This is a genomic window from Reinekea thalattae, from assembly GCF_008041945.1.
GTDB lineage: Bacteria > Pseudomonadota > Gammaproteobacteria > Pseudomonadales > Natronospirillaceae > Reinekea > Reinekea thalattae.
Genome location: NZ_VKAD01000003.1, coordinates 86,094 through 99,384, shown reverse-complemented (window position 1 = coordinate 99,384; position 13,291 = coordinate 86,094). Strand labels below are relative to the sequence as shown.

12 protein-coding genes are annotated in these 13,291 nt (G+C 46.4%); 9 read left to right on the top strand and 3 right to left on the bottom strand.

Annotated elements, in window-relative coordinates; genetic code table 11:
• Positions 1–2: 2 nt before the first annotated feature.
• The 6 genes from FME95_RS12725 to astB all read left to right on the top strand — a co-directional run bounded on the left by FME95_RS12725 (position 3) and on the right by astB (position 7,390).
• Entirely contained in the window at positions 3–719 is a 717-nt protein-coding gene (locus FME95_RS12725) for a 3'-5' exonuclease (RefSeq protein WP_147714880.1), read from the top strand.
• A 142-nt stretch (positions 720–861) separates the two neighbouring features.
• Positions 862–2,070, top strand: a complete 1,209-nt coding sequence (locus FME95_RS12720) for an aspartate aminotransferase family protein (RefSeq protein WP_147714879.1) — start codon at positions 862–864, stop codon at positions 2,068–2,070.
• 277 nt (positions 2,071–2,347) lie between these two features.
• Entirely contained in the window at positions 2,348–3,361 is a 1,014-nt protein-coding gene (locus FME95_RS12715; protein WP_147714878.1) for an arginine N-succinyltransferase, read from the top strand.
• Positions 3,362–3,492: 131 nt separating this feature from the next.
• Positions 3,493–4,554 (top strand): arginine N-succinyltransferase, encoded by a 1,062-nt coding sequence (gene astA / locus FME95_RS12710; protein WP_147714877.1) that lies wholly within the window; start codon positions 3,493–3,495, stop codon positions 4,552–4,554.
• A gap of 2 nt (positions 4,555–4,556) precedes the next feature.
• The gene (gene astD / locus FME95_RS12705) at positions 4,557–6,023 is read left to right on the top strand and encodes a succinylglutamate-semialdehyde dehydrogenase (protein WP_147714876.1); all 1,467 of its coding nucleotides are present in this window, start codon (positions 4,557–4,559) and stop codon (positions 6,021–6,023) included.
• A gap of 26 nt (positions 6,024–6,049) precedes the next feature.
• The gene (gene astB, locus FME95_RS12700; protein WP_147715029.1) at positions 6,050–7,390 is read left to right on the top strand and encodes an N-succinylarginine dihydrolase; all 1,341 of its coding nucleotides are present in this window, start codon (positions 6,050–6,052) and stop codon (positions 7,388–7,390) included.
• A 70-nt stretch (positions 7,391–7,460) separates the two neighbouring features.
• Here astB and FME95_RS12695 read toward each other — a convergent pair whose 3' ends face one another.
• On the bottom strand, positions 7,461–9,083 hold the full coding sequence (locus FME95_RS12695) for a methyl-accepting chemotaxis protein (RefSeq protein ID WP_147714875.1): 1,623 nt from the start codon (positions 9,081–9,083) through the stop codon (positions 7,461–7,463).
• Between the two features lie 201 nt (positions 9,084–9,284).
• Here FME95_RS12695 and FME95_RS12690 point away from each other — a divergent pair, with 201 nt between their 5' ends.
• The 3 genes from FME95_RS12690 to FME95_RS12680 all read left to right on the top strand — a co-directional run bounded on the left by FME95_RS12690 (position 9,285) and on the right by FME95_RS12680 (position 12,156).
• Complete coding sequence (locus FME95_RS12690) at positions 9,285–9,614, top strand: metalloregulator ArsR/SmtB family transcription factor (protein WP_147714874.1); 330 nt, start codon at positions 9,285–9,287, stop codon at positions 9,612–9,614.
• A gap of 39 nt (positions 9,615–9,653) precedes the next feature.
• Positions 9,654–10,709, top strand: coding sequence for an ACR3 family arsenite efflux transporter (gene arsB / locus FME95_RS12685; protein ID WP_147714873.1), 1,056 nt, complete (start codon positions 9,654–9,656; stop codon positions 10,707–10,709).
• 220 nt (positions 10,710–10,929) lie between these two features.
• Positions 10,930–12,156 carry a GGDEF domain-containing protein gene (locus tag FME95_RS12680; RefSeq protein WP_147714872.1) on the top strand — a complete coding sequence of 409 codons (1,227 nt, stop codon included), beginning with the start codon at positions 10,930–10,932 and terminating at the stop codon, positions 12,154–12,156.
• 34 nt (positions 12,157–12,190) lie between these two features.
• On the opposite strand, the gene FME95_RS12675 is transcribed toward FME95_RS12680, so the two are convergent.
• Positions 12,191–12,934 carry an SDR family oxidoreductase gene (locus FME95_RS12675; protein WP_222709989.1) on the bottom strand — a complete coding sequence of 248 codons (744 nt, stop codon included), beginning with the start codon at positions 12,932–12,934 and terminating at the stop codon, positions 12,191–12,193.
• Between the two features lie 133 nt (positions 12,935–13,067).
• Entirely contained in the window at positions 13,068–13,268 is a 201-nt protein-coding gene (locus FME95_RS12670; protein ID WP_147714870.1) for a hypothetical protein, read from the bottom strand.
• Positions 13,269–13,291: the final 23 nt, after the last annotated feature.

Below are 13,291 nucleotides of genomic sequence, written 5' to 3'. Positions count from 1 at the left end.
AAGTGAAAAACTTTTTAACTCGCTTCAGCCCTATTAGCCACTTAGAAAAAAAACGCCAAACGCTAATCGAGCAAGAAAACCTACCCAGTGTTATTGCCGAGCTGCTTGAAGATCCTTTGCCGACACCAGAAAGCAAATTAAAAGATTTGGAGTTTTTGGTTTTCGATCTGGAAACCACCGGCTTAGATCCAGAAAAGGATCGAATTTTAAGTGTCGGCTATCTCAACATTAATAACCTATTGGTTGATATCAGCAGTTCGGTTCACACTTACGTTCAGGCAGAAAAACACGTCAAACCAGAAGCTGCGGTTATCAACCACATTGTGCCGGAAATGCTCACCGACGGAATGCCATTCGAGGTGGCAATGGAAGAGCTATTCCGCGCCATGAAAGGCAAAGTTTTAGTTGTGCATGGTGCCATCGTAGAAAAAAACTTTATCGATGCCTACGTTAAGCGCCGTTACAACATCGACTCCTTACCGCTGATTTGGCTCGACACCCTTATTCTGGAAAAGTCGTTAATTCGCAACCGTTCCGATTCCGGTACCGGCGATTATCAGCTGGCCTCTGTTCGCGAACGTCATGGTTTACCACCCTACCTCGCGCATAACGCACTTTCTGACTCGATTGCGACTGGCGAACTCTTTATCGTACTGGCCAAATTAATTTACGGTAAAACTTCTCCACAACTGGGTGGCGTTTATCGTGATCTCAACTAACAACGAAGCAAAGCTACAATTAGCTGTAAAACCTTGTCGCAATAAAATAAGCAATGGATAATCAGTTGCCCTACTATAGGAAGCTACTCGCTAACAGTATTGGCGGGTTTGTCCTTTTGATATGACTAATGAGAGAAAACAGATGTCTGATCTAAACCGCGAACAATTCGATAAAGTCATGGTGCCAAACTATGCACCAGGAAAAATCATCCCTGTTAAGGGTGAAGGCTCACGGGTTTGGGATCAGGCAGGCCGCGAATACATCGACTTTGCTGCGGGCATTGCGGTAACGGCATTGGGTCATGCTCACCCTGCATTAGTTGGCGCTTTAAAAGAACAGGGCGAAAAGCTTTGGCATTTATCCAATGTTATGACCAATGAACCGGCTCTTGCCTTGGCAACCAAACTGGTTGAGCTGACCTTTGCCGATAAAGTCTTTTTTGCCAACTCTGGCGGCGAAGCCAACGAAGCGGCATTAAAGCTTGCGCGTCGCCACGCTTACTTAAAAGCCGGTGAACAGAAACACGAGATTATTTCGACTTACGGTTCGTTCCACGGTCGTACATTGTTTACTGTTTCTGCTGGCGGCCAAGCCAAATACAAAGAAGGTTTTGAGCCAACACCAGCAGGCATCAGCCACGTTGCCTACAACGATTTAGCGGCATTGAAAGCGCAAATTTCTGATAACACCGCAGCGGTGATTATCGAGCCGATTCAGGGTGAAGGCGGCGTTACTCCAGCCGAAAAAGAATTTTTGCAGGGCGCGCGCGAACTGTGCGATCAGCACGATGCGTTATTGATTTTTGATGAGGTTCAGACCGGTGTTGGTCGTACTGGCTATCTATATGCCTACCAATACTATGGTGTGACACCGGATATTTTAACCTCTGCCAAAGGTTTAGGCGGCGGCTTCCCAATTGCTGCAATGCTCTGTACCGATGAGGTTGCACCCAGCCTTGCCTTTGGTACCCACGGTTCAACCTACGGCGGCAACCCTTTAGGCTGCGCGGTTGGTTTAGCGCTACTTAACGAAGTTGCTAAGCCTGAATTACTCAGCGCGGTGCAAACCAAAGCAGAACGATTTAAAGCTAGCTTAGACAGCATCAACGCCAAGTACGGCATCTTTAAAGAGATTCGAGGCAAGGGCTTGCTGATCGGTATTGAGCTGGTTGACGGCTGGCAAGGCCGCGCGAAAGATGTGCTTGCGGCAGCATTAGACAAAGGCTTATTAATGCTGGTTGCTGGACCTAACGTATTGCGATTTGCGCCATCGTTAATTATCCCAGACGCCGACATCGATGCTGGTTTAGCGCTGCTTGAGCAAGCAATCGGTGAACTCAGCGGTTCCTAATAAACAACCTAACGGCGGGCCAACCGGCTCGCCAAACCTATGTGGCTTGGTAACTTCAATGTCTTGACACCTTAAATGTCTTGGCAGCTTAAAATCTTTGTTCCTAAAATACAGAGAGTTTTACCAACAAAGGTGCTCTGAGGTTTTTAATAGCTTCTATGCTGGAGCTAAGCCATAAGGATTGCGGTTATTCAACAAGCAAACGCAATCGCATTCATGCTTTAACCCTTTTTCCTCGCACCGGTACTCATTTACCTGCGAGCGCTTAGGAGTGACTATGTATCTTATTCGCCCGGCGATTTTTTCTGACCTAACCAGCATTGAACGGCTATTGTCAGAAACTGAAGCGCGCGTTACCACCCTACCAAAAGATCGCGACCAACTCAGTGAACGCATCAGTGAATCAAGTGATGCGTTTTTAAACGCCGCCGATAACGAGCAGCCAGCCTCTTATCTATTTGTTATGGAAGACACGAAAAGCGGTGAATTACATGGCACATCCGGTATCGACTCTGAAGCCGGTAACGGTTACCCTTTTTTCAATTACCGACTCGACAAGCTAGTACATGCGTCGCATGCACTTAATATCAGCTCGAAAGTTCCCGTGTTGTTTTTATCGCATGAGCTGACCGGCAAAACACTGATGCGCTCTTTTGCTATCGACCCAGCATTACACGACAGCGAGTATTTTGATCTGCTTTCGCGCGCTCGATTGATGTTTATGGCAACCCAGGCCGGTAAGTTTCATCAAGAAATTATTGTTGAGATCCAAGGTATTTTTAACGACAAAGGTGACTGCCCGTTCTGGGACGCTGTCGGTAGGAAATTTATCGATCTCGATTTTTTAACGGTCGATTACTACTGCTCAAAAAAATCGAAAACCTTTATGTCCGAGTTGATTCCTCAACACCCGATCTATGTGCCACTGCTGCCACCCAAGGCGGCTGAAAATATTGGCCGCAGCCATCAGGCGGCAAATCGAATTTGCCAACTGCTGTATAAAGAAGGCTTTCAACAGTCAAAATTTATCGACCCATTTGATGGCGGCCCAGTTTTAAAATGCGAAGTTAAGTTTACTCAAACCTATCGCAACATGCGTTTTAAAAAGGCCTACCCTTCGGAGGTTGCCGACGGCATGAAATATTTAATCAGCAATCATCGCCACGACGATTTCCGTTGTGTTGTCGGCACGCTGGTCGAAGGCATTGGCGACTCGGTGCGTATTTCGCATGAAGTTGCCGAAGCATTAAATGTAGAGCAGGGTGATTCATTGGCATTTTCATTACTCTAACTTAAACATTGCATGACTGTATTTATTGCGATACCAAACTGACTTTTTATGTCTAACTTTTATTTTTATAACTAATTTATTTTTATAACTAAATTAGGTTTAACCAAACGAATTGCTAAGAGGATTGCCGCGTGTACATTCGGCCTATTCAACAACAGGACTTAGACGACCTTTATGAGCTCGCTAAGCTATCCGGCATTGGTGTTACATCTCTGCCCGATGATAAAGCAAAGATGCAAGCCAAGCTGGAATCGGCACTGTCCTCTTTTAATGAAACCGTCGCAGAACAGCAACGCACCTATCTGTTTGCGCTGGTTGATCCAGCCAAAGAAAAAGTAGCAGGTATCTGCGCACTGGAAGCCAGCATTGGTCACAATGATATTTGGTACAACTACCACGTTGGTAAAACGGTGCATGCTTCTCATGAGATTGGTGTTCACAAAATTACTCAAACGCTGCATCTGAGTAACGACCTTACTAGTAGTTCCGAAATTGCGACGCTGTTTTTAACTCCTGATTATCGCAACAACCAAAACGGCCAACTGCTTAGCCGCAGCCGCTATTTATTTTTGGCAGAATTCAGTGAGCTGTTCAGTGAGCAGATTATCGCCGAGATGCGAGGCTACAGTGACGAGAACGGTCGCTCGCCCTTTTGGGATAGTTTGGGCAAGCATTTTTTCCATATGGAATTTTCTGATGCCGACCATCTCACCGGCTTAGGTAATAAAGTCTTTATTGCCGAGCTGATGCCGAAGTTTCCAATTTATGTACCGATGTTATCGGACGCGGCACAGCAAACCATAGGCAAGGTTCACCCACAAACCGAACCGGCTTTGGCCATGCTTAAATCGGAAGGCTTTGAATACAATAACTACGTCGATATTTTCGATGCCGGTCCGAGCGTTGCTGCCAAGGTAAAAAACATTCGCGCTGTACGCGAAAGCCAAATTACAGCTGTCGTCATCGATGAACAAGCACCCGAACCAGACCTCAATAATAAGCAAGCACTGCTCATGGTGAGTAATCGGCAGTTTAAAGATTACCGCGTTCTGCTTGCCAGCCAATCGGCATTAGTCGATGGCACTCTGATGCTATCGCCGCAACAGGCGACACTACTACAACTTACCGAAAGCGACAGCGCCCGCGTCGTATCTTTACGACCTAACCCCTCATTAACGCCAACAGGAGCATAACGATGACCCAATCACTCTTTATTGATGGCCAGTGGCAAGTCGGCGCTGGCGAACACTTTGAATCACGCAACCCTGTGAACCAACAAAGCGTTTGGCAAGGCTCAAGTGCTAATGAGCAAGATGTTGACCGTGCTGTTATGGCCGCACGTAACGCCTTTTCTGCTTGGAAAAAAACAGACCTACAAAGCCGTATTGAAATCTGCCAGCGCTTTGCGGCTCTGTTAAAAGAAAACCAAGAACAGCTGGCCTTTACCATTGGCAGCGAAACCGGCAAACCGCTTTGGGAATCACGCACCGAAATTGCTGCTATGATCGGCAAGATCGATATTTCTATTCGGGCTTATCACGAGCGTACCGGCAGCAAAGAAAGTGATTTGGCCGACGGCAAAGCTGTATTACGCCACCGGCCGCACGGTGTTGTTGCTGTATTTGGGCCTTATAACTTTCCTGGCCACCTGCCTAATGGTCATATCGTTCCGGCACTGATTGCGGGCAATTGCATTGTCTTTAAGCCGAGCGAACAAACCCCAAAAATGGCCGAGCAAACCATTCAGCTGTGGCAACAGGCTGGCTTGCCTGACGGCGTCATCAACCTAGTACAGGGCGAAGCCAAAACCGGCATTGCGTTAGCAAACCATGCACAGATCGACGGCCTATTTTTTACCGGCTCATCCAATACTGGTGAACTTATTCATCGGCAGTTTGCTGGCGACACCGGTAAAATTTTAGCGTTAGAAATGGGCGGAAATAACGCCCTGATTGTTGATAACGACATCGATGAAAAGGCCGCTTTGCACCATGTATTATTTTCGGCGTTCATCTCTGCGGGTCAACGCTGCACCTGCGCCCGAAGATTGCTGATTCCAAATGGCCCACAGGGCGATGAATTTTTAGAAAAGCTGATTGATGCCAGCTTAAAATTAACCGTCGGTCGTTTCGATGCCGAACCACAACCCTACATGGGCTCGGTAATTTCCACTGCTGCTGCAAAAAATTTGCTCGACGCTCAGCAAGCGCTGATCGATAAGGGCGGCATTTCTTTATTAGAAATGACCTCACTTGAAGATGGCACTGCATTACTTTCACCAGGCATTATTGATTTAACCGACGCTCACGATATTCCAGATACTGAGTATTTTGGTCCATTGCTTTCTGTATACCGCTACGACAGTTTTGAGCAAGCCATCACCATTGCTAACAACAGCCGTTATGGTTTATCGGCTGGTTTATTGTCGAATTCTGAACAACGCTACCAGCAGTTTTTAGACGATATTCGAGCCGGTATTGTTAACTGGAACAAGCCTATCACTGGCGCAAGTTCGGCGGCTCCTTTTGGTGGCGTTGGCGCCTCAGGTAACCACCGAGCCAGTGCTTACTACGCAGCCGACTACTGTGCTTACCCAGTGGCCTCGATGGAAAGCCCTGAACTCATCGCCCCTGAAACCTTACCGATTGGGATGACGCTCTGATGAATGATACTTTAATAAACAACACAGTGAATTCTTACGAATTGAACCTTGATGGTCTGGTCGGCCCGACTCACAACTACGCTGGACTTTCTTACGGTAATATTGCTTCAACATCACACACTGCTGCGGCTTCTAACCCGAAAGAAGCGGCCAAGCAGGGCCTTCAAAAAATGAAGGCGCTGAGCGATGCTGGCTTTAAACAGGGGATTTTATTACCGCATGAGCGTCCAGCAATATGGGCATTAAAGGCGCTTGGCTTTACCGGTAGCGATGCGCAAATACTGGAAAAAGCACAAAAAACAGATCCGACATTACTCAGTGCTGTAGCTTCGGCTTCCTGCATGTGGACGGCAAATGCCGCCACCGTGTCACCTAGCGCCGATACCCAAGATGGCAAACTGCACTTTACCGCAGCAAACCTCAACGCTAAGTTTCATCGTTCCATTGAGCACGACACCACCAGCAGAATGCTGCAAAGCATCTTTGCCGATGAGCGCTACTTTGCCCACCACCCTGCGCTGCCTGCCATTGCCAGCTTTGGTGATGAAGGCGCGGCAAACCACACCCGTTTTTGTACCGACTATGGCCAAGCCGGCGTCGAGCTGTTCGTATACGGTCAAAGCGGCTTTAACTTAGCCGCGCCAGCGCCGCAGCGATACCCAGCACGACAAACCTTGGAAGCCAGCCAAGCCATTGCTCGACTGCACGGTTTAGCCGATAAAAACGTGGTGTTTGCACAGCAGAACCCTGCGGTGATCGATGCTGGTGTTTTCCATAACGATGTTATCGCGGTCGGTAATGGCAATGTTTTGTTTTATCACCAAGAGGCGTTCTTAGACACTGAGCAGATGCTCGATGAACTGAACAGAAAACTCGTCGGTAGCGAACTTATCGCCGTCTGTGTGCCTAGCGAGCAAGTCAGTGTCAGTGATGCGGTTCGATCCTATCTGTTTAACAGTCAGCTATTGAGCAATAACGATGGCAGCATGACATTGATCGTACCTGCCGAATGCCGAGAGATTTCTAGCGTCTCAGATTATTTAGATCAACTAGTGGCTATGAGTGACAACCCGATCAATGAGGTGAAGGTGTTTGACCTCAAACAATCGATGAATAATGGTGGCGGCCCCGCCTGTTTACGTTTACGCATTGCATTAAACAAAACCGAACTAGCTGCCATGCACCAAGGCACATTGATGACCGATGCACTTTATATGCGATTAAATAAGTGGATCGATATGCACTACCGTGACCGCCTTGTGCAAGCCGACCTTGCCGACCCGCAACTGCTGATAGAAAGCCGAACCGCGCTGGACGAACTGACTCAAATTACTCGGGTCGGTTCTATTTATCCGTTTCAACGATAGGCATTGCCCAATAGCCTTTATTACTCAAAGCACAGGGCAATGCCTTCGCTTAAATCTGAGCGAATTCAGATTAAAGCTTAAAACGTGATACTGCAGAACTTAACTCTTCCGTTAAATGAGTAACCTCAACGGCTCGAGCTTGGTTTTTCATAGAGTAGCTTCGGCTTTCACGACCAAGCTCAGACAGCTTAACCAGTTGTATATTGACCTCTTCGGCAACCTGGCTTTGCTCTTCTGTTGACGCTGCTATTTGGGTTGATGCATCAGCGACACTTTGGGAAAGCTCAACAATTTTATCCAACGAGTCTTTTGTTTGTTCCGACTGCTCAACCGTCGAGCCAACCGCTTTAAAGCCTTCATCAATAGCAAAGGCGGCACCTTTAACGCCTTTCTGTAAGGATTCGATCATTTCTTGAATATCGTTAGTCGACTGCTGCGTTTTACTGGCAAGTGAACGCACTTCATCTGCCACCACAGCAAAGCCTCGACCCTGCTCGCCAGCACGCGCCGCTTCAATGGCTGCGTTTAACGCCAACAAATTGGTTTGCTCGGCAATACCACGAATCACATCCAATACCGACGCAATATCATTAGAACTACTGGCGAGCTCGTTCATTGCCGTGGATGCGTTCTGAATGGTCTCGGATAAGTCTCGGATCTGATTCACGGTTGAGGTCGTCATCTGCTTGCCGTTAACACAAAGCTGAGTCACCTCGGCCACTTCTGTTGCCGATAGCTGAGCATTCTGCGCCACTTCACGAATCGCTGAGGTCATTTCATTAACCGCGGTAACCGTCAGTTCAATCGACTCTAGCTGTGACTCACTCGATTTGTTAACGTTTTTCGCATCCGCCTTCATATTACCGATGTTTTCTAAAACACTGCTTGATTGCTTAGACATAGCTACAATGAGATCTGCTAAGCCGTCGACAAAGCGATCAAACTCGTTAGCAACAGAACCAATTTCATCTTTGCGTTTTGATCTAATTCGGCGCGATAAATCACCATCGCCAGTATTTAATTCGCGCAGCTGTTTCGATAATGCTAGCAACGCAGAAGACATAGCACGCGGAGTAATAATACCAACCAACAGCGTGATCAGTACGGTCACCCCTAATAAAGCAGTCACACCAATTTTTTTCGCATTAGCTGTAGCCATGGTTTGCTCACCGAGTAAGACACTGGCTTCATCGGCTAACGAACCGGCAACATCGTAATAGTCACGCAGCGCAGAAAATGTTTCGTTCGATGCACCAAAAGAAAGCTCTGTCGCAGCGTAGCTATTATTACTTTTGACTAATTCAAAAACTCGACTACTGGCTTGCATCCAATCGTTAAAGGCTGCGTCAAAACCACTCAGCTGATCAATAATGTCGGCTTCTTCGCTGAGTAAATCTCTTAACAAGTTCATGCGATCTAACGCTTGCTGTGCATTTTCTTGGTAGTCACTCAGTTGCTGATCAAAATCGCCACTATCAATAAGCACGTTAAGTTCGGCAACTCTCGCTTGGTAGAGGTCGCGATCAGCATTAATAACCGCAGATATCGCCGGATTATATTTTCCTGAAAATCCATCAATGGCTGAATTGAGTACTTTGATCAAATTTAACGTTATCAACGCAGTAATTGCCATCACTAGGGCAATGGCGCAGAAAATCAACGTATATCGGGTTCTTATGGTATTTAGGTTCATAGTATGGGTTTCCTGCTAACTATTATTTTTATGTATAGTTCATAATCGGCAGGGTCGTAGGTTTCCTAACAAAGATTTGTCGACTTTTTGTTATCCGCTTAACGCTCTTGGCACTTTCGTAGCAATACGCAGCCTGTTTGAATCTAGCTGGCTTTCATATATGATATTTCATATATGAAAGCCAGCTGAGTAGGTAAGCCCTTGGATACACTGACCCTTTATAAATGCCTTGCAGAAGAGACTCGCCTTAAAACTCTACTATTGCTACACAGCGAAGGTGAACTTTGCGTCTGCCAATTTATCGACGCGCTAGACATTAGCCAGCCAAAAATCTCCCGTCATCTTGCCGAATTACGAAAACACCAACTGGTCATCGATGAACGACGCGGTAAGTGGGTTTACTATCAGCTCAATCCTGAGCTCGGCTCTTGGGTTAACCAATTATTGGCAATGACTCTGCAACAAGACCCAACACTGATTTCACAAGAACAAAGCCGGCTTAAAGGATCCATGACAACAGGTCAGTGCTAACTCTCAATAATCCTCAGTGACATTAAAGGACCACTATTTATGAACGCTGCAATAGACAAATCCAGTGCAAAAAAAATGAGTTTTTTGGACCGCTATTTAACCCTTTGGATTTTCCTAGCCATGGCGATAGGCGTCGGTATCGGCGCAATCTTCCCGCAAACGGCAAATTGGAGTGAGCAGCTGAGTGTCGGTTCTACAAACATTCCGTTAGCTATCGGCCTAATTTTGATGATGTACCCGCCTTTGGCAAAGGTAAATTACAGCCTGCTAGGTGAGGTAACGCGAGACAAACGCGCCATTGCGTTATCACTTATCATGAATTGGATTGTCGGCCCCATCCTAATGTTCTTGCTGGCTATTATCTTTTTGCGCGACCAGCCTGGCTACATGGTTGGCGTTATTCTGATCGGCCTAGCACGTTGTATTGCGATGGTTTTGGTGTGGAACGATATTAGCGGCGGCAATAAAGAATATGGCGCTGCACTAGTTGCATTAAACAGTGCCTTTCAAATTGTCACATACAGCTTTATGGCTTGGTTGTTTATCACAGTACTGCCGCCTTACTTTGGTTTGCAGTCGATGGTGGTCGACATCACCATTTGGCAAATTACGCAGAGCGTTTTAATTTATTTAGGCATCCCATTTTTAGCTGGCTACCTAAGCAGAAAGCTGCTCACCGCTAAAAAGGGCGAGCGCTGGTATAACGAGGTCTTTATCCCTCGTATTTCTCCAATCACATTAATCGCATTGCTTGCCACCATTGTGCTTATGTTTAGTCTCAAAGGTGAGATGATCCTGCAACTGCCATTGGATGTAATACGCATTGCTATACCACTAACGCTCTACTTTATGATTATGTTTTTTGTCAGCTTTTTTGTCGGCAAAAAAATGGGCATTGCCTACGACCAAAACGCTTCAATCGCCTTTACTTCGTCGGGCAATAACTTTGAATTGGCCATTGCTGTGGCGATTGCCGTTTTTGGCATCCACTCCGATCAGGCTTTCGCCGGTGTTATTGGCCCTTTGGTCGAGGTTCCGGTATTGATCGCCTTGGTTAACATTGCCTTAAGAATAAAGCAAAACTACAACGTCTAACGCTCTACAGAATATTCTAGCTATCCCATTGAGTAAGCCTTTGCAGAGCAACGGCTTACTCCTTTTTTCTATAGCTGCCCACTCATCAAAAAGTTAGCCTTGGCTCACCTAACAGATACACGTAATATGTAGCTTGGTTCACATTTATCGCTTTCATTACGGCTAGGGCATAATCGTTGACTTTGTTAACCTCTAGCATTCAAAAGAGATCCGCTACGCCATGCGTTTTAAAGCCAACAAAACCCTTTATATCCTGCCTCTGGTAACGCTGCTCCTTGCTACTGCGCTGGTTTTTTACCACCAACGTTTTTCCAGTACTGTGCATGAAGCATTGCTGTTATTACCTTACGCACTGGCGGCAGTGGCGGTTTGGCTTTCAGTACAGTTCTCTAAACGCCAGCTTTTAATCAGCGTCCTCATTAGCATTACTTCCTATGCAATTATTCAACTTAAATTACAACAACCACTAAGCCTGCCTTCGGTTTTAATCGCCTATAGCCTGTTATCGCTGTGGGTACCGATCTGTTTACTTATCAACCTACTGGTTAAAGAAAATGGCTTAATGGCAACTTCAAGTAAGATTGTTTATGGCCTAATTGCACTGGTAACACTGATCATTATTATTTTATACAACAGCTCTAGTGAGTCGCTGCTGATCTGGATTCAACAATATTTTGCCCCCAAGCCAACCACCTTTTTCATCCTCAGCTGGAATGCGCTCTTTATCACTCTAGGCTGCCTTATTATTTCATTACTGCTGTTTATCGTTAAGCAAACCGCCGTCAGCCTTAGCTTAGTGCTTATTTTGGTAACCAATACGTTGCCGTTAATGCTGTTAAACATCGACTTTATTTCGACTTCTTATCTTAGTGCTGCAATGATTATTACGTTATTTGCCTGCATTAAAACCTCACACGAACTAGCCTACCGCGACCAGCTAACTGGCCTGCTTGGGCGTCGCGCGCTATTTGAACAGCTGGCTTCTATTTCTGGGCGCTACACCATTGCTATGGTCGATATTGATCACTTTAAAAAGTTTAATGACACCTACGGCCATGATGTCGGCGATGATGTTTTAGCGTTGGTTGCAGCAAAAATTTCCGAAGTGGGCGGCAAAGGCTTAGCTTATCGCTATGGTGGCGAAGAATTCACTCTGCTGTTTCCCGGTAAAGACGCCAGTGAAGCCGCGCCATTTTTAGAAGAAGTCTGCTCATCTGTTGCCAATACGCCGTTTTATGTGCGCAATAAAACGGCACGTAAAAACAGCTCTGCGGAACATCGCTCTAAAGGCAACAACACCAGCAAAACAGTGAAGATTACTGTCAGCATTGGCGGGGCGACCAAACCCTCTGGCCGCATTGAGCCTGAAAAGGTTCTCAAACTGGCAGACAAAGCGCTTTATAAAGCAAAAGATTCAGGCCGTAACCAAGTAAAACTATCGGGCTAAACGACCTGACAATCACAACGAAAAAGAGCTCGGTTTAACGGCCACCGGTGGCATCGATAAAGCTGCCGGTGACATAAGTCGACTTATCACTGGCTAACCAATAAATGGCTTCAGCGACTTCTCGCGCTTGGCCACCTCGCTTTAGTGGCAGTAATTCTTTTAAGCGATCCACTCGGCCAGGCTCACCGCCAGAGGCATGCATCTCGGTATAGATTAAGCCGGGACGAACCGAATTAACGCGAATGCCTTCGTCTGCCAATTCCAAGGCTGCACCTCGAGTAAACGAATCCATGGCGCCCTTACTCGCCGCATAATCAACGTACTCATTTGGCGAACCTGTTTTTGCCGCACCAGAAGAGACATTAACAATGGTGCCACCTTTACCGCCGTGTTTTGTCGACATACGTTTAATCGCCTGCTGGGTACACAGAAAACAACTCATGACATTAGTTTGCAATATGGTTAAAAAGCGTTGCTCGCTGATGTCTTCAATACGACACTGTTGATTTAAAATACCGGCGTTGTTAACCAACACCGACAAGGTTCCTAATTGGTCAGCCTGCTGAAAGAGTGCGTCGACCTGTTCTGCGTTGGCGACGTCGGCCTGAACAACCAAACATTCCGCACCAATATCTCGAACCTGCTGAGCCGTTTGTTCTGCCGCCTCACGGTTATGAATATAATTGATCACCACCGCATAGCCTTTTTCTGCAAACAGTTTGGCGGTTTCTGCGCCAATGCCTCGGCCGGCTCCGGTAATAACAGCAACATTGTTCATGGCCAATCCTTATTTCACTTTTGGTTAATAATAGGCAGCGCCAAACTGACCCATAGCGCCGCCTGTCTGTTGATAATTTAAATAGGTCGGCCAGTAAAAGCGAGCCAAGATAAATCGCTTTTACTGGCAACATTTAGGGCCCTCGCTTGAAACTTTCAAATGTCACCAAGCGCTCAGAGTCTGGATAGGCGATATCCTGACCTTTACGGCGACGATGAGGTTCAAGACCGATGTCACGAGCAAGGTGTTCATTATTTTCTAAACGACTGATGGTTAATTTTTTAGGTTTAGAAAATAATTTTTTAATGCGTGCAAAGGTATTTACTAGGTTCATAATAAACTCCAAAACGGATTTAA